15 protein-coding genes are annotated in these 20,045 nt (G+C 70.8%); 8 read left to right on the forward strand and 7 right to left on the reverse strand.

Annotated features, from left to right (window positions below):
- The first annotated feature begins 21 nt into the window (after positions 1 to 21).
- Genes trpB through ACU5AP_RS13605 form a run of 5 tightly spaced genes read left to right on the forward strand, consistent with a single transcriptional unit; the run spans position 22 to position 4,794 of the window.
- Positions 22 to 1,236: a tryptophan synthase subunit beta gene (trpB, locus tag ACU5AP_RS13585; protein ID WP_164918046.1), complete on the forward strand. Its 1,215-nt coding sequence runs from the start codon at positions 22 to 24 to the stop codon at positions 1,234 to 1,236.
- A complete protein-coding gene (locus ACU5AP_RS13590; RefSeq protein WP_040346344.1) occupies positions 1,236 to 1,745 on the forward strand; it encodes a hypothetical protein in 510 nt (169 codons plus the stop codon). The genes trpB and ACU5AP_RS13590 overlap by 1 nt, the downstream gene beginning before the upstream one ends.
- The gene (trpA, locus tag ACU5AP_RS13595; RefSeq protein ID WP_128719084.1) at positions 1,742 to 2,584 is read left to right on the forward strand and encodes a tryptophan synthase subunit alpha; all 843 of its coding nucleotides are present in this window, start codon (positions 1,742 to 1,744) and stop codon (positions 2,582 to 2,584) included. The genes ACU5AP_RS13590 and trpA overlap by 4 nt, the downstream gene beginning before the upstream one ends.
- 11 nt (positions 2,585 to 2,595) lie before the next feature.
- Positions 2,596 to 3,492 carry an acetyl-CoA carboxylase carboxyltransferase subunit beta gene (locus ACU5AP_RS13600; protein WP_003166388.1) on the forward strand — a complete coding sequence of 299 codons (897 nt, stop codon included), beginning with the start codon at positions 2,596 to 2,598 and terminating at the stop codon, positions 3,490 to 3,492.
- Between the two features lie 15 nt (positions 3,493 to 3,507).
- Positions 3,508 to 4,794, forward strand: a complete 1,287-nt coding sequence (locus tag ACU5AP_RS13605) for a bifunctional folylpolyglutamate synthase/dihydrofolate synthase (protein ID WP_446681368.1) — start codon at positions 3,508 to 3,510, stop codon at positions 4,792 to 4,794.
- A 157-nt stretch (positions 4,795 to 4,951) separates the two neighbouring features.
- On the opposite strand, the gene trxA is transcribed toward ACU5AP_RS13605, so the two are convergent.
- The 7 genes from trxA to ACU5AP_RS13640 form a co-directional block, all read right to left on the reverse strand.
- On the reverse strand, positions 4,952 to 5,284 hold the full coding sequence (gene trxA, locus ACU5AP_RS13610; RefSeq protein WP_003166386.1) for a thioredoxin: 333 nt from the start codon (positions 5,282 to 5,284) through the stop codon (positions 4,952 to 4,954).
- Positions 5,285 to 5,410: 126 nt separating this feature from the next.
- Complete coding sequence (addA, locus tag ACU5AP_RS13615) at positions 5,411 to 8,842, reverse strand: double-strand break repair helicase AddA (protein WP_446681369.1); 3,432 nt, start codon at positions 8,840 to 8,842, stop codon at positions 5,411 to 5,413.
- Positions 8,839 to 11,913 carry a double-strand break repair protein AddB gene (addB, locus tag ACU5AP_RS13620; protein ID WP_128719081.1) on the reverse strand — a complete coding sequence of 1,025 codons (3,075 nt, stop codon included), beginning with the start codon at positions 11,911 to 11,913 and terminating at the stop codon, positions 8,839 to 8,841. The genes addA and addB overlap by 4 nt, the downstream gene beginning before the upstream one ends.
- A 2-nt stretch (positions 11,914 to 11,915) precedes the next feature.
- Positions 11,916 to 12,629: an N-acetylmuramate alpha-1-phosphate uridylyltransferase MurU gene (murU, locus tag ACU5AP_RS13625; RefSeq protein ID WP_164917973.1), complete on the reverse strand. Its 714-nt coding sequence runs from the start codon at positions 12,627 to 12,629 to the stop codon at positions 11,916 to 11,918.
- Complete coding sequence (gene amgK, locus ACU5AP_RS13630) at positions 12,626 to 13,714, reverse strand: N-acetylmuramate/N-acetylglucosamine kinase AmgK (RefSeq protein WP_446681370.1); 1,089 nt, start codon at positions 13,712 to 13,714, stop codon at positions 12,626 to 12,628. Before amgK ends, murU begins: the two co-directional genes overlap by 4 nt.
- On the reverse strand, positions 13,707 to 14,210 hold the full coding sequence (tsaE, locus tag ACU5AP_RS13635) for a tRNA (adenosine(37)-N6)-threonylcarbamoyltransferase complex ATPase subunit type 1 TsaE (protein WP_128719079.1): 504 nt from the start codon (positions 14,208 to 14,210) through the stop codon (positions 13,707 to 13,709). The genes amgK and tsaE overlap by 8 nt, the downstream gene beginning before the upstream one ends.
- Before the next feature lie 10 nt (positions 14,211 to 14,220).
- On the reverse strand, positions 14,221 to 15,099 hold the full coding sequence (locus tag ACU5AP_RS13640; protein ID WP_046652542.1) for a GNAT family N-acetyltransferase: 879 nt from the start codon (positions 15,097 to 15,099) through the stop codon (positions 14,221 to 14,223).
- Between the two features lie 69 nt (positions 15,100 to 15,168).
- On the opposite strand from ACU5AP_RS13640, the gene ACU5AP_RS13645 reads away from it, so the two are divergent.
- From ACU5AP_RS13645 to ACU5AP_RS13655, 3 genes are all read left to right on the forward strand, one after another.
- The gene (locus ACU5AP_RS13645) at positions 15,169 to 17,277 is read left to right on the forward strand and encodes a dipeptidyl-peptidase 5 (protein WP_128719078.1); all 2,109 of its coding nucleotides are present in this window, start codon (positions 15,169 to 15,171) and stop codon (positions 17,275 to 17,277) included.
- Between the two features lie 76 nt (positions 17,278 to 17,353).
- Positions 17,354 to 19,474 (forward strand): prolyl oligopeptidase family serine peptidase, encoded by a 2,121-nt coding sequence (locus tag ACU5AP_RS13650; protein WP_446681371.1) that lies wholly within the window; start codon positions 17,354 to 17,356, stop codon positions 19,472 to 19,474.
- Positions 19,475 to 19,538: 64 nt separating this feature from the next.
- Positions 19,539 to 20,045: alpha/beta hydrolase fold domain-containing protein (locus ACU5AP_RS13655; RefSeq protein WP_446681372.1), on the forward strand; the 507-nt coding region annotated here is incomplete at its 3' end.

Raw genomic sequence — 20,045 nt, forward strand, 5'->3', positions numbered from 1 at the left:
GATTTTCGTGTGCCGGATATCGTGAACGCCCCCCTGTCGAACTCCTACGCCTGGCCTGACGCCGAGGGCCGTTTCGGCCCCTATGGCGGTCGTTTCGTGTCCGAGACCCTGATGCCGCTGATCCACGAGCTGGAGGCGGCCTATGCGGCGGCCAAGGCGGATCCCAGCTTCCAGACCGAACTCGACGGCTATCTGGAGCATTACGTCGGCCGCGCCAGCCCGCTCTATTTCGCCGAGCGGCTGACCGAGCATTTCGGCGGCGCCAAGATCTGGCTGAAGCGCGAAGACCTGAACCACACGGGCGCGCACAAGATCAACAACTGCATGGGCCAGATCCTGCTGGCCCGTCGCATGGGCAAGACGCGCATCATCGCCGAGACCGGCGCCGGCCAGCATGGGGTCGCCTCGGCCACCGTCTGCGCCCGCTTCGGCCTGCCCTGCACCGTCTACATGGGCGCCGTCGACGTGGCCCGGCAGCAGCCGAACGTCTTCCGCATGAAGCTGCTGGGCGCCGAGCTGAACCCGGTGACGGCCGGTGCGGCGACGCTGAAGGACGCCATGAACGAGGCGATGCGCGACTGGGTCACCAATGTCGCCGACACCTACTACATCATCGGCACGGCGGCGGGCCCGGCCCCCTATCCGGCCATGGTGCGCGACTTCCAGTCGGTGATCGGCAAGGAGATCAAGGCTCAGAGCCAGCGCCAGATCGGCCGCCTGCCCGACGCCGTCATGGCCTGCATCGGCGGCGGATCGAACGCCATCGGCGCCATGCACCCCTTCATCGCCGATGAGGGCGTGCGCCTGATCGGGGTGGAAGCGGCGGGCCACGGCCTGGACACCCCCGCCCACGCCGCCAGCCTGAAGGGCGGGCGCTCGGGCGTGCTGCACGGCAACCGCACCTATCTGCTTCAGGATGCCGACGGTCAGATTCTGGAGGGTCACTCCATCTCGGCGGGCCTCGACTATCCGGGCATCGGGCCGGAGCACGCCTGGCTGCACGATCTGGGCCGGGCGGAGTATCTGTCCAGCACCGACGACGAGGCGCTGGAGGCCTTCCAGCAGCTCTGCAAGCTGGAAGGCATCATCCCGGCGCTGGAAGCCTCGCACGCCCTGGCGCGCGCGGGCGAGGTCGCCAAGCAGATCGGCAAGGACGGCGATCTGGTGATCGTCCTGTCGGGCCGGGGCGACAAGGATATCAACACCGTGGCCCAGCACCTGGGCGTGGAGCTGTGATGATGAAGACCCTGCTGATCGCCGCCCTCGCGGCGGCTGTTTCACCGACCCTGACCCTGGCGCAGAACACGGCGGCGCCGGCGCCCCAGACGACTTCTGGCCAGGCGCCCGTGCAGACCGCGCCGACCATTCCGCCCGGCCCGGCGGCCACGGGAATGCCGGTCTTGCCGCCGGCGACGGAGGCGGCCGATTGCGGCGGCCTGCTGCGTAGTCCTGCCTTCTGCGTGACGGCGCAACTGGATCAGATCGGCGCCCTGGCCGACGCCTATACGGAGCATCTGGCCACGCTGAACTGGCTGGCGGCCGACGGCGACGACAACCGCGTCATCTTCGTGCGTCGCCGCGACGGCGGCGGCTGCGACGGCCTGCAGATGGTCGCCTTCTATGACGAGACCAAGCCCGCTGAGGCGACCGCGCCGGGCTATCTGGGCTTCGCCGTCATTCCGGGCGATGTCTGCACGGCGACGCCCGCCGCTCCGACAACGCCTTCGGGAGGTTCGGCGCAGTGACGACCGCACGCATCGACGCCCGCTTCGCCAAGCTGAAGGCCGAGGGCCGGGCCGGCTTCGTTCCCTATGTCATGACCGGCGATCCCAGCCGGGACGAGGCGCTGGAAATTCTGAAAGGCCTGCCCGCCGCCGGCGCCGATCTGATCGAACTGGGTCTGGCCTTCTCCGACCCCATGGCCGAGGGGCCGCCGATCCAGCGCGCCGCCCTGCGCGGGCTGAAGGCGGGGATGACCCTGCGCGGCACGCTCGATCTGGTCGCTGACTTCCGCAAGGGCGATCAGGACACGCCGTTGATCCTGATGGGCTATCTGAACCCGGTGGAATCCTACGGCTATGAGGTCTTCGCCCGCGATGCGGCCGGGGCCGGGGTGGACGGAATCATCGTCGTCGACTGCCCGCCGGAAGAGGCGGCGCCCCTGCTGGCCGCGCTGAAGGCCGCCGATCTGTCGCTGATCCGCCTGGCCACGCCGACGTCCGACGACGAGCGGTTGAAGGTCATCGCCGAGGGCACCTCGGGCTTCGTCTACTACGTCTCGGTCGCCGGGGTGACGGGGGTGAAGGAGGCTGTGGCCGCCGATGTGGCGCCCGCCGTCGAGCGCGTGCGCCGCGCGGCGAACCTGCCTGTCGCTGTCGGCTTCGGCGTGAAGACGCCGGAACGCGCCGCCGAGATCGCCCGCGTCGCCGACGCCGTGGTCGCCGGCTCCGTCTTCGTTGATGAGGTGGCCGCCGCCCTCGAGGCGAACGAACCCGCCGTTCCCCGCGTTCTGGCCAAGGTGAAGGCCCTAGCCGATGCTGTGAAGACGGCGAGAACTAGTGCTTCCGTGACGGAAACCGTTTAAAGGCCCCGCCCATGGTCGATAAAAATCCCGAGAACAAGGCTCGCGGCGGCTGGCTGTCGCGTTTCGCGCCCGGCGTGCGCAAGATCGTCAGCCCGCGCGACACCCCGGACAATCTGTGGGTCAAGGATCCCGACACGGGCGAGATGCTGTTCCGCTCGGACCTGGAAGCGGCCCTGTGGGTCACGCCGTCGGGCCGTCACATGCGGATCAATGCGCCGACGCGCCTGAAGGCCACCTTCGACGACGGCCTGTTCGAGAGCATCGACACGCCGGACGTGCCGGAAGACCCGCTGAAGTTCTCGGACGGCAAGCCTTATCGCGACCGTCTGTCGGCGGCGCGCAAGGCGGCGGGCCGCAAGGACACCATGGCCATCGGCTACGGCCGCATCGGCGGCGCCCCCGCCGTGGTCATCGTGCAGGACTTCACCTTCATGGGCGGTTCGCTGGGCATGGCGGCGGGCGAGGCCTTCATCGCCGCCGCGCGTGAAGCGGTGAAGCGCAACGTTCCCCTGGTCTGCTACACCGCCGCCGGCGGGGCGCGGATGCAGGAAGGCGCCCTCAGCCTGATGCAGATGGCCCGCACCACCCTGGCCGTTCAGGAAGTGAAGGCGGCCAAGCTGCCCTACGTCGTGGTGTTGACCGACCCGACCACGGGCGGGGTCACGGCCTCCTACGCCATGCTGGGCGACGTTCACCTGGCCGAGCCGGGCGCCCTGATCGGCTTCGCCGGTCCGCGCGTGATCGAGACGACCATCCGCGAGAAACTGCCGCCGGGCTTCCAGCGCGCCGAATACCTCAAGGATAAGGGCATGGTGGACAAGGTGGTGTCGCGCGGCGACCTGCCGACGACGCTGGGCCTGATCCTGTCCATGCTGATGGGCGGTGCGGCCCAGAAGAAGGCTGCCTAACCGCAGGCTCTTTTCATGGACCCGATTTCGGAACGCCTGCGCGCCCGGCATCCCCAGCGCATCGACCTGTCGCTGGATCGGATGCGGGCCTTGTGCGCCGCGCTCGGGAATCCGCAGGACAAGCTGCCGCCGGTGGTCCATGTCGCGGGCACCAACGGCAAGGGCTCGACGGTCGCCCTGATCCGCGCCATTGCCGAGGCGGCGGGCCTGCGCGTTCATGCCTATACCTCGCCGCATCTGGTGCGTTTCAACGAGCGTATTCGCCTGGCCGGGACGCTGATCACCGATGACGCCCTGAACGCCATCCTCGACCGGGTCGAGGCGGCGATGGCTGAAACCGGCGGCGAAGCTACGGTGTTCGAGAGCACCACGGCGGCGGGCCTTCTGGCCATGAGCGAGACGCCCGCCGATCTGGCTGTCATCGAGGTGGGTCTCGGCGGATCGCTGGACGCCACCAACATCATCGCCCGGCCCCTGCTCAGCGTCATCACGCCGGTCGATCTGGACCACGCCGAGTTTCTGGGCACGACCATTGAAGGCGTGGCGGGCGAGAAGGCGGGCATCCTCAAGGCGGGCGCACGCGGCGTCGTGGCGCGCCAGTCCGAGGCGGCCATGGCGGTGATCGAGCGCCGCGCGGCCGAGGTCGGCTCGCCCCTGACCGTCATGGGCGTGGATTTCGACGCCTGGGCCGAGCGCGGGGGCCTCGTCTATCAGGATCATGAGCGGTTCCTCGACCTGCCTGCGCCCGCCTTGTCCGGCGCGCATCAGTTCGACAATGCGGGCGTGGCCATCGCCGCGGCGCTGGAGCTGGACCTGCCTGAGGCCGCCATCGCCGAGGGGCTGAAGGCCGTGCGCTGGCCCGCGCGGATGCAGCGGCTGACCGCCGGCCTCTATGCCGACAAGGCTCAGAAGGCCGACGCCGAACTGTGGCTGGACGGCGGGCACAATCCTCACGCCGCCCGCGCCCTGGCCCGCGCCCTGTCCGACCGTCAGACGCGCGCCCCGCGCCCCACGGCCCTGATCGTCGGCATGCTGGCCAACAAGGACGCAGGCGGCTTCTTCGAGGCGCTGAAGGGGAGCGACGCCCAGGTCTTCACCGTCGCTTTCGACGGAACGGCCGCCGAGCCGGAAGCCCTGGCGGCGGTGGCGCAGGGCCGCGGCTTCGGGGCCATGGCGGCGGGATCGGTGGACGCTGCGCTGGACCGCGCCCTGGCCCTGGGCGCCGGGCGGGTGGTCATCTGCGGCTCGCTGTATCTGGCGGGCGAGGTGCTGGGCGCCAGCCGCGAGACTTGGCCGGTCTGAAGCAAACGCCAGGCCTCTCCCTCCACGTCTCGGGGAGGGTGGTCGCGTAGCAAAGCGAACAAAGAAAAAGGCGGCGCCTCTTTCGAAACGCCGCCCCACCCGACTTCGCCCTACGGGCTCAGCCGCCCTCCCCATGAAGGGGAGGGAGAATGTCGTGTCAGTCGGCCGTCACGCCGGCTTCGGCCAGCCATTCAACGATCTTGCCCTTGGGCATGGCGCCGACCTTCATCGAGGTCATCTGGCCGTCCTTGAACAGCATCAGGGTCGGAATGCCCTTCACGCCCATCTTGGACGGGACCATGGGGCTGTCGTCGATGTTGACCTTGGCGACCGTGACCTTGCCGGCCAGTTCGTCGGCGATCTGCTCCAGCGCCGGGCCGATCTGCTTGCAGGGGCCGCACCACTCGGCCCAGAAATCCACCAGCACGGGGGTCGAGGACTTCAGGACGTCGGCGTCGAAGCTGTCGTCGGTGACTTTCACAGTCGCCATGAATGATCTCCTTAAGAGCGCTATCGCTCGCCGCGCGGCGGCTCGCTGCTTGAGCGCATTTGATAATCGCGCGCTGACTGTAGCGCCAGCGTTCGGCCACAGATGTGGGTGCGAATCCCCGACAAATCAACGCGCATTTTCGAGAGCGGCGTTCATCAGGCCCTGCGGGACCGCCATCAGCTTCGGTCCGTCGGTCCAGACCAGGGCCGCCTCGACCGCGCGGTCGGGATAGAGGCGGCGCAGGACGGCGGCGTAGATCGCCATTTGCAGAATATAGGCCGGATCGGCGTCCTCGGCCTGATCGGGCGCCGGGCGGTTGGACTTGAAATCCACCACCAGCACCCGCTGCGGCGTGACCACGAGCCGGTCGATGCGGCCGGAGATCGAGACGCCGGGCGGCAGGTCGGGCGCGGTCCCGGTCAGGGCGACCTCGGCGCGGCTGCCGGGACCGAAGACGGGGGCGAAGCGGGCGTCGTCCAGCACCCCGAAGGCGGCGGTGATCATCTCGGCGCGCTGGTCATCGGTCAGGTCGCGCTCGCGCGCCAGCATCCGTCGCGCGGCGTCGGGCCGATCGGGCGACGGCAGGTCCGGCAGGCGCTCCAGCAGGCGGTGGATCAGATCCCCGCGTCGGAAGCGGCCCAGCCCGGCGCCCGGCCCTTCGCCGCGCGCCAAGGGCGACGGCGCCGGGATGCGCTTCTGCTCCTGCATCTGCGAGGGTGAGGCGAAGCGGGCGGCGGCGTCGCGCGGCGGGTTTGTGTGCGCCCAATCGGGGGTCTCCGCGCGCATTTGGGCGGCGGCGACGGCGGCGGGCAGGCTGTCGGGATCGGCGCCGTAGCGGCGGACGCCGCCGTCCAGTTCGCGCACCTGATCGCCCAGCCGACCGAACGTCTCTGCGATCACCGACCACCAGTCCCCGGCCTCGGGCGCGCGCTTGGAGCCGCGCCCCATGACGATCACCCGGTCGCGCGCGCGGGTCAGGGCGACGTAGAGCAGGCGCAGGGATTCATCGCCGACCCGCGCCTCGCGCGCCGCGCGGGCGTCGGCCGAGGCGGGGCAGTCCTCCTTCGACGAGCCGGGGCACATCAGCCAGGCTTCGCCGCCGTCCTCCAGCGGGACGGGCATCAGGGACGGCCCCTGCGCCTTCGCCTTCATCGTCGTGTCGGGCAGGATGACGACCGGCGCCTCCAGCCCCTTGGCGCCGTGGACGGTCATGACGCGGACCTCGCCGCGCGGGCCTTCCAGTTCGCGCTTCACCTCGACGTCGGCGGCTTCCAGCAGAGCCAGACAGGTCTCCAGATCGGTCCCGCCGCGCCCCTCGGCGGCCAGCACCTGATTGAGGGTCTCGTCGACGGCTTCCTCGGCTTCGCGCCCCAGTCGGGTCAGGATGCGGGCGCGGCCTGATTGGCCGGTCGCGTCCACCCGATTCAGCAGGCGTGAGAAGAAGCCGAACGGGTCGAGGTCGCGGGCGTCGCGCGCCGCGCGCAGCAGGTCCAGCGCCTGACCCCACTCGGGCCGCTCGCTCGCGCGGCGCTTCAGCTCGCGCCACAGGCCCTTGCGATCCTTGAGACCGGCGAGGTGGAACAGGCTGTCCTCGTCCACGTCGCAGAAGGGGCCGCGCAGCACCTCGGCCACCGTCAGATCGTCGCCGGGGAAGAGGGCGAAGCGGGCCAGCGCCTTCAGGTCGTCGAAGACGATGTGCTGCGACAGCTTCAGCCGGTCGGCGCCCGCCACCGGCGCGCCGGCCGCCTTCAGGGCGCGGATGATCTCCTCGAACGTCGCGTCGCGGCGGCGGACCAGGATCAGGAAGTCGCCGTAGCCGCACGGTCGCGCGGAGCCGCTCTTGTCGAAGACGACGGCGCCGGTTTCGACCTGACGCCTGATCTCGAGCGCCAGGGTCTGGGCCATGCGCTTGCGGGCGCTGGCGGTTCCTTCCTGATCGACGGGATCGGTCCAGGCGTCGCGCTCGGGCGGGGCTTCGTCCACGAAAAGGGGCCATAGCTCGACCGCGCCGGGCTGCCCCTGACGGGCGGCGGTGTGGTGCGGGATCTCACCCGTTTCGCCCACCAAGGCGCGAGCGCGTTCGGGCGTGGCGAAGACTACGTCCACGAACGACAGCACCGCCTCGGTCGAGCGGTAGGAGGTCTCCAGCGGCACGCCTTCGAAGGCTCCGCCTGCTCCAGTGATCAGGCTGTCATAGACCTGCGCCTCCTGCCTCAGCCGCTCGGGCCGGGCGCCCTGGAAGGAGTAGATGGACTGCTTTTCGTCGCCCACGGCGAAGACCGTGCGGTCAGTCCCCTCGACGGTGAAGAATTCCCCGGTCAGGGCGCGCATGATAGCCCACTGTTCGGGGGCGGTGTCCTGAGCCTCGTCGATCAGGACGTGATCGACGCCGCCGTCCAGCTTGTACAGCACCCAGGCGGCGGTCGCGCGGACGGTCAGCAGCTCGACCGTGCGCGCCACCAGGTCCGAGAAGTCGAGCGCGCCGTGCGCCGTCTTGGCCGCCTCGTAGAGGGCGGCGTGAGCGTTGGCGAGGGTCAGCAGCTTGATGGTGTCGTCGGCGACCTTGGCGGCGCGCAGCTGGTCGCGGGCAGCCAGGAACTTGTCCTGAAGGTCGGCCAGCCAGCCTGCGGCGTTGGGCGGCGCCTGCTTGGTCGCCATCGTCTTGCGGGGCGAGCCCGAGCCGGTCAGGAAGACGACGCCGAGGCCGTGGAAGGTCCAGTCGTGGTCGAGAGCGTGGATCAGCTCGGCGGCGCGGTCCTTGTCGGTCTTGGAGCCCGTCGCCATCAACTCGGCCACGCGGCGGACCTCGCCCCGGTCCAGCCAGCGCATGAAACCGGTCTCGATATCTTCCGGCGTCTTTTGCGGATCGGCGCCGGTCAGGATGTAGGGGCCGGGCGCGCGGCCGTCGGCGACGCGGGCCACATAGTCGGTCAGTTCGGCGCGCTTGGCCTCGATCAGGGCCAGCAGATCCTGGAACCGGCCCCAGTCCAGCTCGACCGCGAAATGGCTGTAGGCCTCGCCGACCGGCCCCTCGGCGTCGGCGAGGGCGGCGCGGGCCAGGTCTTCGCGCGCGGCGTGGCTGAGGGCGACCGAGGCCTCGTTCTCCAGCACGGTGAAGCGCGGCGAGACGCCTGCCTCGATGGGGAAGCGGCGCAGCAGTTTTTCGCAGAAGGCGTGGATGGTCTGGATCTTCAGCCCGCCGGGCGTCTCCAGGGCGCGGGCGAACAGGCGGCGCGCCTCGGACAGGCGGGCGGGATTGAGGGCGGCGGGGTCGCTGTCGTCCAGCTTCGCCAGTTCGGCCGACAGTTCGCCGTCGTCCATGACGGCCCATTTGCCGAGCGTCTCGAACAGGCGGGCCTGCATCTCGGCGGCGGCGGCCTTGGTGTAGGTCACGCACAGGATGGCCGAGGGCGCGGCGCCGCCCAGCAGCAGGCGCGCCACCCGGCTGACCAGGGTGGTGGTCTTGCCCGACCCGGCGTTGGCGGTGACGAAGACCGAGCGGGCCGGATCGGCGGCGCGGGTCTGAGGGTTGAGGCCGTCGCGGACGTGGAGGTTCATTCCGCCTCTCCTTCTTCGCCGCCGCCGATGACGTGCCATTCCCAGACGCGGGCCAGCAGGTTGTAGGGGCTGTAGCTGCCCATCAGATGAGGCGCGGCCCATGAGAGGTAGGGCGTCTCCGGCCGGTCGAACTCGGCGACGCGGGCCATCAGGCCTTGCAGGGCGGCGTCGGACAGAGCCTGCGCCTCCGGCCCGGCGGCGCGCACGGCGACCTCGCCCGCCTTCTTGCGGCCGACGACGCGGACGTAGGTCAGCTCCTCTGGCGGGACGGGGCCGTTCGTCTCCTTGAAGCCGCCGGCGGCCAGGATGGCGCCGGTCAGGGTCAACTGGGGCGCGAAGCCCGCCTTGATCTGTTTGGCGCTCGGAACCTGGCCGGTCTTGAAGTCCATGACGGCGGCCGACAGGGCGCCGACCTCGATGCGGTCGGCGTAGGCCTTGACGGTGAAGGGGCCGCCCGGCGCGTCGAAGGTCAGGGCTCCCTGCTGCTCGATCAGCAGCTGGACGCCCCGCGCGCGACGCTCGGTCTCGAACCCGGCCAGCCAGCGGGCGGCGTTCTTCGCCAGCGGCGCCTCGCGGGCCATGGCGGCGTCCTCGAAGCCGTGGGCTCCCAGCTCCTCCAGCAGCAGGCGCTCGAGCACTGCGTCGAGATCGTCGGGCAGCAGGTCGGGCCAGTCCTCGGTCAGGCGCTCGATGGCCTTGTGCACGGCGTTGCCGCGGGCCAGGGCCTCGGCCGAGGCGCCGGGGCGCTCCATCGGTTCGAGGTTGAGGATGCGGCGGGCGTAGAGGGCGTAAGGGTCGCGGACCCAACGCTCGACCCCGGTGACATAGAGGCTGCGCGGACGGCGCTCGACCGGGGGCGTGGGCGCGGGGCGCGGGGCCAGCCGGGCCGGGCCGGGCGGCGGGGCGTCCAGAGCGCGGGTCCAGTCGGCGACGCCCTCGGGGGCGCTGAGCCTGACCGGCGTGTCATCGGCATGGGCGCCGCGCGTCAGCATCTCCAGTCGCCACAGCCAGCGCGAGCGCACGGCGGGCTGGCCCCCGCGCCGCTCGCAGTGAACCAGGACGGCTTCGTCGGCGCAGGCGGCCTGAACGAAGTCCTGCGCCGTCTGGCCCAGCCGCCGCTCGGGCGCGGGCAGGGGCAGGGCGGCGCGCATCGGCCGCGACAGGAAGGGATCGACCGGGGCGGCGTTGGGCCAGACGCCTTCCTCTAGGCCGGCCAGGATCATGCGGTCGGCCCGCGCCAGCCGCGCCTCGATGGCGCCGAGAATGCGAAGGGACGGATGGGTGGCGCCGCCGGTGCGCACCGTCGTCTCGGCCAGCAAGGCGGCGATCAGATCGGCGAACTCAGCGGGGGTAGTGGGGCCCAGCGGACCGCCGCCTTCGATCAGCGCCGACAGCAGGGAGGCCGCCGCCTCGCCGTCCGGCCCGGCCCAGGCGTTCTGACCCGCCAGGGCCTCGATCAGAGCGGTCAGGGTGCGGGCGGCCTCGTCCGGCGGACAGGGGCGCGCGGTCGCCAGCGCCTCCAGCCGGTCCGCGAGGGTCTGCGCGCTTTTCAACCGGGCCAGCTTCCAGTCGGCCAGCGGCAGGCCGCCGCGCCGAGGCTCGGCCGCCTTCAGCAGGCGTTCGTGAAGCTGGGACCAGCGGCGCGGGCGCGGGCCGCGCAGGGCGTGTTCCTCCAGCGCCTCGGCGGCGTCGTGCAGCGACGTCTCGCCCAGATCGAGGCGGACCAGCGGGTGCTTCAGCAGGGCCAGAAGGGTCTGCGGCTTCAGCGGTTCGGCCAGGAAGCGGGCGCAAAGGTCGACCAGCACGCCCGCCGTCATCCGCGACAGCGGCTGGCCGGTCGAGGAGTCCGCCACGATGCCCCAACGCGCCAGCCGCGCCTCGACCCGACGCGACAGCTGCAGGTCCGGCGTCACCAGGGCGCAGGTGATGGGGCGGCCGTCGGGCGTGCGGTGCTCAAGGCTCTCGCGCATCATCAGGGCGACGGCGGTCGCCGCCTCCTCCTCGGCGCGGACAGACAGGACGGTCAGGCCCGACAGGCCCTCGGCGATGGGGTCGGCGGCGCGGCCCGCCTCGGCCGAGCGAGCGCGCAGGCGTTTGATCTCGCGGCGCCAGTCGTCGGTGGCCTCGGCCGGGCGCAGGGCTTCGTTGATCAGGCGCTGGCGGGCCAGACCACGCGCCTCCACGGCGGGGTCGAGCGATGGCAGGAACCACGGCTGGACGGCCTCGCGCGCGACTTCGGCGCGGGCCAGCAGAGTCTTCAGCGCCGCCTGCGGGTGCTGGTCGTCGATGCGGTCCCAGGCGTCGGCGGCCAGATGGAGGTCGAGGCCGGGCAGGACGACCACGCCCTGGGGCGCCTTGGCCACGGCCTTCAGCACGTCTGCGGCGGCGGGGACGGTGCCGGTGGACCCGGCGGCGATGACGGGAGCCTGCGGCGGGCGGGCGTCCCAGGCCTCGGCCAGACGACGCAGCAGGGTGGCGCGGCGCCAGGCGGGGTCGACCAGGCCCAGCGCCTCCAGCCGTTTCGGCCAGGCCTCGACGGCGAGGCCGAGAAAGCGCGCGCTCTCGCGCCAGTGCTCGGCCAGATCCTGTTCGGCCAGGGTCGCGATGCGCGACAGGTCGGAGACTTCCTCCAGCTGGCAGGAATCGAGGAAGGCGCCCAGCGCATCGGCCATTTCGAGGGCGCGCATGGGCTTCATCCGCGGCTCGAATTCCTCGGCGATCATGCGCGCCATCTCGAAGCGGCGCGTCAAAGGGGCGATGGCGGGCGGCAGGTCCAGCCCCAGTTCGCCGGGCGCGAAGGGCGGCTCATCCTCTTCCAGATCGCCGAGCGGGCGGACCTGAGGCAGCAAAACGGGGCGCTCGCCCGCCAGCTTGCCGAGCGCGAAGGAGAAGGCGCGGGCGGCGCGGCGGTTGGGCAGCAGGATGGTGGCGTCGGTCAGGGTCTCGGGCGGGGCGTCGCCCAGCCAATCCAGCACCCCCGCGGCCAAGTCTTCGAGGAAGGGCCGCCAAGCGGGCACGGCGCGCCAGCGCGGCCCGCTTCCGGCGAACGGGTCGAAGCGCCCCCCCGTCATAATCAGGTCTCCGCCTTCAGTCGGGCTTCGGCCGCGTCACGTGCCTGCGGGTCGCCGACGTGCATCCAGTCGCCGTCCAGCACGCAGCCGAACAGGCGACCCTCGGCGGCCGAAGCGCGCCACAGGGGGCTGAGCGAGAAGGGGCCGTCGAGGCCCTGGTCGGCGTAGTCCGGCCGGGTGATGTGGACGCCCATATAGGCGTAGGGCGCGCTGGCGGCCTCGCCCCGGAAGGTCAGGGCGCCGTCGTCGCCGAGGAAGAAGTCGCCGCCGCCCTCGAAGCCGATGGAGCCTTCGCGCCGGGCCAGCAGCAGGGCGGCGTCCATGCGCGCGGGATTCCATAGGCGGATCAGGTCGCCCAGAGCGTCGCCCCGGTCGATCCACACGCTGTCGATATTGGCCACGAACACCGGACCGTCGCCCAGCAGGGGGCGGGCCTTCTTCAGCCCGCCGCCGGTCTCCAGCAGTTCGGCGCGCTCGTCAGAGATGCGGATGCTCGGCCGCGTGCGGGCGGCCAGATGGCTTTCCAGCCGGTCGGCGAACCAGTGGACGTTGACCACGACGTCGGTCACGCCCGCCTCGGCCAGCCGGTCGAGCACATTGTCGATCAGCGCCTTGCCGCCGACCTCGACCAGAGCCTTGGGCCGGTCGTTGGTGAGCGGGCGCATCCGCGTGCCGAGCCCGGCGGCCAGGACCATGGCGGTGGTGGGGGCGGTCATCGACGCACTTCCTTCGGCACGTGGCGGTCCATCCAGGCGGCGACGGCTTCGAGACCGGGCGCCGTCAGATTGGCGTTCAGGTGCGCCCACATGCGCGGCATAAAGGCGGCGTAGCGGGGCTTGCCGTCGCGGGCGATCAGGCGAGCGAAGATCCCGAGAATGCGCGCCTCGTTCAGGGCGGCCAGACCGGCGTAGGACGCCATGAAGGCCTCGCGGTCGGTCTCGGGGCGCAGGGCGAAATAATGCTCGAGCGCCAGAGCCTCCAGTTCGGGCGCCACGTCGCGGCGGGCATCCTGCAGCAGGGAGTGCAGATCCCATGACGGGTGGGCCTTCACGGCGTCCTGGAAGTCGATCATCCCGACCGACGCGGCGCCGGTCCTGCCGTCCAACCGGATCAGGTTCTCGGCGTGATAGTCGCGGTGGGCCATGACGGAGGCGCCCGCCTCGCCCGCCGTCGTGATCGGCGCCCAAGCGGCGCGCCATTCGGCGACGGCGGCGTCGTCGAAGCTGAGCGAGGGGATCAGCTTGGGCAGCCATTCGACGAAGAGGTCGGCCCCGCCTTGCAGCGCCGTCTGGTCATAGGTCAGCAGGGGCCAGTCGCCGGCCGCGCCGGTCAGGACATCGGGCGTCGGGGCTGCGTGCAGGACGGCCAAGGCCTCGACGGCGGCGCGATAGAGGGGGGCGGGCTCGGCGCCGTCCTCGATGACGCGGGCGAACAGGGCGTCGCCGAAATCCTCGATCACGGCCAGGCCGTTCGGGGCGTCGACGGCGAGGATCTCGGGCGCGGACAGGCCCAGCGACTTCAGGTGGGCGGCGACGGCGGCGAAGGCCTCGATGCGACCGGCGGACAGGCGGGCGACGGCGTTCCAGCCGTGGGCGTGGCGTTGTTCCGGCGTCCACGACGGATCGCAGGGGCGGCTCTCGGCGGCGGGGGCCTGATCCATCAGCATCAGGGAGGCGCCGGACGGCGTGGTCAGCCGCTCGTAACGCCGCGTCGAGGCGTCGCCGGGCAGGGGCGCGCGCACGGCCCCGGCCAGCCCGGCCGAGCGCAGAAAATCGAGACGGAGGGCTTCGCGGTCAGACATGGAGTTCCTTCAGTTTCGCTTCCCACGAGCCTGCGCCGGAAACGGTCGCAACTCTTCCAGAGAGGCCCTTATCGCCGCCCTCGCGGAGGGCGGCTGCTTGAGGGGCGGGTTCCGAGATTTCGATGATCAACCGGTCGGGGCCGAGCATCCGGCCGGGATCGTCGCCCAGGCGTTCGGGCCATTCGATCAGGGCGCAGCCTTCGTCCAGCGCCTCGTCCAGTCCGACCTCGAAGGCCTCCTCGGGCCGGGTCAGGCGATAGAGGTCGAAATGGGCGATGGGCGGATCGCTCTCATAGAACTGGACCAGGGTGAAGGTCGGCGACGGCACGTCTTCGTCAGGGCGCGTCAGGGTGCGGATCAGACCGCGCGCCAGCGTCGACTTGCCCATGCCCAGCGGGCCGTACAGCAAGACGGCCTCGCCCGGCGCCAGCAGGGGGGCGATGGCTTCGCCGAGGCGGGTGGTGGCGTCGGCGTCGGGAAGGTCGAAAGTCGTCATGCGGAGGGCATCAGGCGAAGGTCGCGTCAGGATCGGCGGCCAGGGTCCGCTCGACGAAGGTTTTCAGTTTCAGGGTGGCGGCCTGGGCGTCGACGTCCAGAGCCAATGGCGGGATGGGGCGGCCGACGATCAGGTCGAAGGCGCGGCCCTTCTTGTTCAGCAACTCGTGGAAGAGGGTGATGTCGCGCAGCTCCTGCGACACCTTGTCGAACAGGTGGAACAGGCGGCTGGTCGGACCGGCGACGTGGATCGGGATCACCGGCGCCTCGTACTTGCGGGCGAGCGAAGCGGCGGTGGCGGCCCATTCGGGGTCGGTCAGCAGGCCGTCCCGGCCGACGCGGGCCAGACGCCCGGCCGGGAACATGACGACGCAGCGTTCGGCCTCGAACGCTTCCTTGGCGGCCTGGAGGGTGGCGCGGGTCTTCTCGCGGGTGCGCTTGGCCGTGACCCATTCGACGGGGACGACGGTCTCCGACAGGCGCGGCGAGACACGCAGCGCATCGGCGTTGGCGAAATAGATCAGGTCGTTTCGCACCGTCCGCAGGGCGTCGTGCACGGCCAGGCCGTCGGCGATGCCGGTCGGATGGTTGCACACCACCAAGCAGCGGCCAGACGCAGGCAGGCGGTCCAGATGCGCCGTCCGCACCGTCAACTCCAGCAGGTCGGAGACGTAATCCAGCGCCTGTCGTCCGGCCATGGGGCCGATGGCGTCGGCCATGCGCCGCGCCTTGGCGTAGTCGAGCAGGCCGTAGAGGGCGGGCCGCGCCAAAGGCCAGGCGGCCGATCCCGTCAGCCGGGGCGCGCGCTCGGCGATCAGGACGTCGACAATGTGCGGAGCCGGACTCATCGCCTGCTTGTCGCCGAGGCGGCGGCGGCGGGCAAGCGCCATCCAGCTTGGCTAGGACCGGATCGCCGCCTATGCAGGAAGCCTGACCATTCTTTGGGGGAGTGTAGCGTAATGACCCGATCACACTGGATGACGGCGGCGGCCGTCCAGATGCTGTTGCTGGCGGGCGGCTTGGCCGCGACGCCGGTTTTGGCCCAGGAAGCGCCGGCCGCAGCGGTTGCGCCGGCTCAGGCTGAGGCCTCGGACCGCCTCGGGCTGAAGGATCTGGCGATGATGGAGCGGGTCGGCGATCCGCGCGTCTCGCCCGACGGCCGTCGCGTCATCTACGCCGTCACCCGGACGGATTGGGAGGGCAACCGCAACCTGACCGGCCTGTGGATGGTCGACGTCTACGGCGCGACGGCGCCGCGTCGCCTGCCGATCTCAGAGGGCGGCGTCTCGGGCGCGCGCTGGGCGCCGGACGGACAGTCGATCTATTTCCTGTCGTCGCGCGGCGGGTCGAACCAGGTGTGGCGCGCCGACCGCGAGGGCATGGCGGCGGCCCAGGTGACGACCCTGCCGGTGTCCCTGTCGGGCTTCCGCTTCACGCCGGACGGCAAGGCCCTGGTGCTGGGCGTGTCGGTCTATACGGACTGCGAGACCCTGGACTGCACCAAGGACCGCCTGGCCGAACGGGCCAAGTCGACCCAGCAGGTCTATGACCGGATGCCGCTGCGGGTGTTCGACCGCTGGGCCGACGGACGCCAGAGCCACATCTTCCTGCAGCCGCTGAACGGCTCGGGCTTCGCCGAGGGTCAGCCGCGCGACCTGACCGCCGGACTGGACGCCGACGTCAGCGTCGGCGAGGGCGGGCTGACGATCGCGCGCGACGGGCGCGCCTTCATCTATGCGGCGCGCAAGCAGGCGGACCGCGCCGCCTTCACAAACGACAGCGACCTGTATCGCCTGAGCCTGGACGGCGGCGCGCCGGTCAATCTGACCGAGGGCCATTCGGGACCGGACGGGGCGCCCGCCCTGTCGCCCGACGGACGCCGTCTGGCCTGGCTGGCGGCCCCGCGCGAGAACGTCGGCGGCGATCAGCCGGTGGTCATGGTGGCCGATGCGAACGGCGCGAACGCCCGCGCCCTGACCAATTGGGATCGCGGCCCCAGCGGTCTGACCTGGCGCTCGGACGGCCGGGCGCTCTATGTGACGGCCGCCGACGAGGGCCAGAACCGCCTGTTCGAGATCGACGCCCGCAGCGGCGCGGTGAAGGCCCTGACCGACATCGGCTCGGTCGGCGACTTCGACGAGGTCGGCGGCGTGCTGGCCTACGCCCATGAGAGCTTCACCGCCCCGACGCAGGTCTTCATCGCCCGGAACGGCCAGGCCGCGCGTCAGGCCACCCAGCACAACGCCGAACTGCTGGCCCGCATCGATCTGCCGCGTCCCGAGGAGATCCGCTTCCCCGGCTGGAACGACGAGACGACGCACGGCTGGGTGTTCAAGCCCGCCGGCTTCGTCGAGGGCAGCAAATATCCGGCCGTCTATCTGATCCACGGCGGGCCCAAGTCGCCCTGGACCGAGAGCTGGTCCTACCGCTGGAACCCCCAGGTCTATACGGCGGCGGGCTATGCGGTGGTGATGGTCAACTTCCACGGCTCGCCGGGCTACGGCCAGGCCTTCACCGACGCCATCAACGACCACTGGGGCGACCGTCCGCTGGAAGACCTGCAAAAGGGCTGGCAGGCGGCGCTGTCGGCCAATCCGTGGATCGACGGCGAACGCGCCTGCGCGCTGGGCGCCTCCTACGGCGGCTATATGGTCAATATGATCGCGGGCCAGTGGAACGAGCCGTGGCGCTGCCTGGTCAACCACGCCGGGGTGTTCGACGTGCCGCAGCTGATGAACGCCATGGACATCTCGACCTTCATCCATGAGTTCGGCGGCGCGACCTGGGACCGCAAGGCGGTCTATGACGCCCACAACCCCGAAACCTACGCCGGCGACTGGAAGAAGCCGATGCTGGTGCTGCACGGCTCGAAGGACTTCCGCGTGCCGATGGAGCAGGGGCTGGCGACCTTCTCGGCCCTGCAGCGGCTGAACATCCCCAGCCGCTTCGTCCATGTGCCGGACGAGAACCACTGGGTGCTGAAACCCCAGACCTGGGTCGAGTGGCAGCAGGAGATCCTGGACTGGACGGCCGACTGGACGAAGGAAGGTCAGCAAACGGCCCCTTAAACAGGAGGCTTTGCGGGCGGCGCGCGGCGGTGTTAGGCCTTCGGCCAGACTTCACATCCGCATGAGGAGCGCCTGAATGCGCCGCCTGCCCCATCTCCTGTCCGGCCTCAGCGCCGCCGCCCTGCTGACCGCCACGGCCCTGCCGGCCCTGGCCGAGGGGACGCTCGCCGCTCCGGCCGCGGCGACGGCCCCAGCGACGACCCAGGCCCGCGCCGCCTTCACCTATCAGGACATGATCTCGGCCAACCGGCTGGGCGATCCTCAGGTGTCGCCGGACGGCGAGTGGGTGGTCTATGCCCTGACCCAGACGGACGTGGCGGCCAACAAGCGCTCCAGCGCCCTCTATATCCTGGGCCTGAAGGGCGAGGCGCAGCCGCAGAAGCTGGCGATTTCCGAAGGCGGCGCCAACACCGCCCGCTGGGGCGCCGACGGCAAGCTGTATTTCCTGTCGGGCCGTTCGGGCTCCAGCCAGGTCTGGGTCTCGGCCGACAAGGGCGCGACGGCGACGCAGGTCACGGCCCTGCCGACCGACGTCAACGCCTATCGCATCAATGGCGCGGGCGACGCCGTGGCCGTGTCGCTGGCCGTCTACCCGGATGCGGCGGACCTGACCGCCTCGGTCGCGCGCGACAAGACCGAGGCCGAGCGCAAGTCGACCGGCCAGGTCTATGATCGCATGTTCGTGCGTCACTGGGATACGTGGAACGACCACACCCAGAACCACCTGTTCGTCCAGTCGATCGGCGCCGACGGCAAGGCGGGCGGCGAGCCGGTCTGGGTCACGAAGGGCTTCGACGGCGACACCCCGTCCAAGCCGTTCGGCGACGAGAGCGAGTTCACCTTCGCCCCTGACGGGCGGTCGCTGGTCTTCTCGGCGCGCAAGGCCGGGAACAGCGAGCCGTGGAGCACCAATTTCGACCTCTATAGCGTCGCTGTCTCGGCGCCCGGCCAACTGACCAATCTGACCGAGGCCAACCCGGCCTGGGACACCGGCCCGGTCTTCTCGCCGGACGGTCAGACCCTGGCCTACCGCGCCATGGCCCGTCCGGGCTTCGAGGCCGACAAATATTCGATCTTCCTGCGCGACGTCGCCACCGGCCAGACCCGCCAGATCGCGGCCAACTGGGATCGCTCGGCCGATACGCTGCAATGGTCGAAGGACGGGAACACCCTCTATACGACGGCGGGCGACGTCGGTCAGACCCGCCTGTTCGCCATCGACGCGCGCAACGGGGTGGTGACGCCGCTGACGGGCGAAGGCCACGTCGGCGCCTTCCAGCAGACGCCCTCGGGCTTCGTCATGGCGGTCGACACCCTGACCTCGCCCAGCGACCTGTTCTTCAAGACCTATCGCGGCCGTGAAATGCCGCGCCGCCTGACGAACGTGAACCCGCAGCTGGCGACCAAGGCCTTCGGCGAGGCCGAGCAGTTCAGCTTCCCCGGCTGGAACGACGAGACGGTCCACGGCTACGTCATCAAGCCCGCCAACTACGTCGAGGGTCAGAAGTATCCGGTCGCCTTCCTGATCCACGGCGGGCCGCAGGGTTCGTTCGGCAACGGCTGGTCCTATCGCTGGAACCCCGAGACCTATGCGGGCGCGGGCTATGCGGTGGTGATGATCGATTTCCACGGTTCGACCGGCTACGGCCAAGAGTTCACCGACGCCATCAGCCAGCACTGGGGCGACCGCCCGCTGGAAGACCTGCAGAAGGGCTGGGCCTTCGCCCAGTCGAAGTACGGCTTTCTGGACGGTGACAACGCCTGCGCCCTGGGCGCCTCCTACGGCGGCTATATGATCAACTGGATCGCGGGCAACTGGCCGGGCGAGTTCAAATGCCTGGTCAACCACGACGGCGTCTTCGACACCTTCGGCATGGGCTACGGCACCGAGGAGCTGTGGTTCACGGAGTGGGAATACGGCGGCACGCCGTGGGAGAATCCGGAGGGCTATCAGAAGTTCAACCCGGCCAACCACGTGCAGAACTGGCGCGACCCGATGCTGGTGATCCAGGGCGACCTCGATTTCCGCATCCCGACGTCTCAGGCCCTGTCGACCTTCACCGCCCTGCAACGGCGCGGGGTCGAGAGCCGCTTCGTCTTCTTCCCGGACGAGAACCACTGGGTGCTGAAGCCGGCCAACAGCCTGCAATGGCACAATGAGGTGTTCGGCTGGCTGGACAAGCATCTGGCCAAGTAGGGCTCGGCCTGACTTCGGGGCGCGGTTCGACAGGGCCGCGCCCTTCGGCTTTCGGGGAGGCGGAATGACGAGACGAGGGCTTCTGGCGCCGCTGCTGGCGACCGTGGCGACGGCGGCCTGCGCGCCGTTGGTCGGCGAGGGCCTGACGCTGCCGACCCCGCTGGGGCCGCCCGGCTGGCGGATGGCGCGCGCGGCCTATGGCGCCGATCCGCGTCAGACGGTGCGCCTCTATCGCCCGGCGCGGGCGGGAGGCTTGCCGATCCTGGTCCTGCTGCCCGACGGCGCGCCCGACGCGGCGGATGAACGGGCGGCGCGCGATCTGGCCGAGCGCGGCTTCGTCGTGGTCGTGGCCGACCGACGCGCAGCGCCGAGCAGCATCTACCCGGCCTATATCGCCGATGCGGCGGCGGCCCTCGCCTGGGCGGCGCGGCGGGCGGCTGATCTGGGCGGCGACGCGAGGCGGATCGGCGTGCTGGGCCAGGGCGAGAGCGGCCGCGCGGCTCTGATGCTGGCGCTGGACCGGCGCTATCTGGCGGCGGCGGGCGCGCCCGGCGCGGTGCGCGCGGCGGCG

The organism is Brevundimonas sp. RM1, assembly GCF_052907225.1.

Coding starts and splice junctions, on each gene's coding strand:
- addB (WP_128719081.1), bottom strand. CDS start 11,913: ATGACGGGGGGGCGCTTCGACCCGTTCGCCGGAAGCGGGCCGCGCTGG.
- amgK (WP_446681370.1), bottom strand. CDS start 13,714: ATGTCTGACCGCGAAGCCCTCCGTCTCGATTTTCTGCGCTCGGCCGGG.
- addA (WP_446681369.1), bottom strand. CDS start 8,842: ATGAACCTCCACGTCCGCGACGGCCTCAACCCTCAGACCCGCGCCGCC.
- ACU5AP_RS13650 (WP_446681371.1), top strand. CDS start 17,354: ATGCGCCGCCTGCCCCATCTCCTGTCCGGCCTCAGCGCCGCCGCCCTG.
- ACU5AP_RS13605 (WP_446681368.1), top strand. CDS start 3,508: ATGGACCCGATTTCGGAACGCCTGCGCGCCCGGCATCCCCAGCGCATC.
- tsaE (WP_128719079.1), bottom strand. CDS start 14,210: ATGACGACTTTCGACCTTCCCGACGCCGACGCCACCACCCGCCTCGGC.
- ACU5AP_RS13645 (WP_128719078.1), top strand. CDS start 15,169: ATGACCCGATCACACTGGATGACGGCGGCGGCCGTCCAGATGCTGTTG.
- ACU5AP_RS13590 (WP_040346344.1), top strand. CDS start 1,236: ATGATGAAGACCCTGCTGATCGCCGCCCTCGCGGCGGCTGTTTCACCG.
- trxA (WP_003166386.1), bottom strand. CDS start 5,284: ATGGCGACTGTGAAAGTCACCGACGACAGCTTCGACGCCGACGTCCTG.
- ACU5AP_RS13640 (WP_046652542.1), bottom strand. CDS start 15,099: ATGGCGCTTGCCCGCCGCCGCCGCCTCGGCGACAAGCAGGCGATGAGT.
- murU (WP_164917973.1), bottom strand. CDS start 12,629: ATGACCGCCCCCACCACCGCCATGGTCCTGGCCGCCGGGCTCGGCACG.
- ACU5AP_RS13600 (WP_003166388.1), top strand. CDS start 2,596: ATGGTCGATAAAAATCCCGAGAACAAGGCTCGCGGCGGCTGGCTGTCG.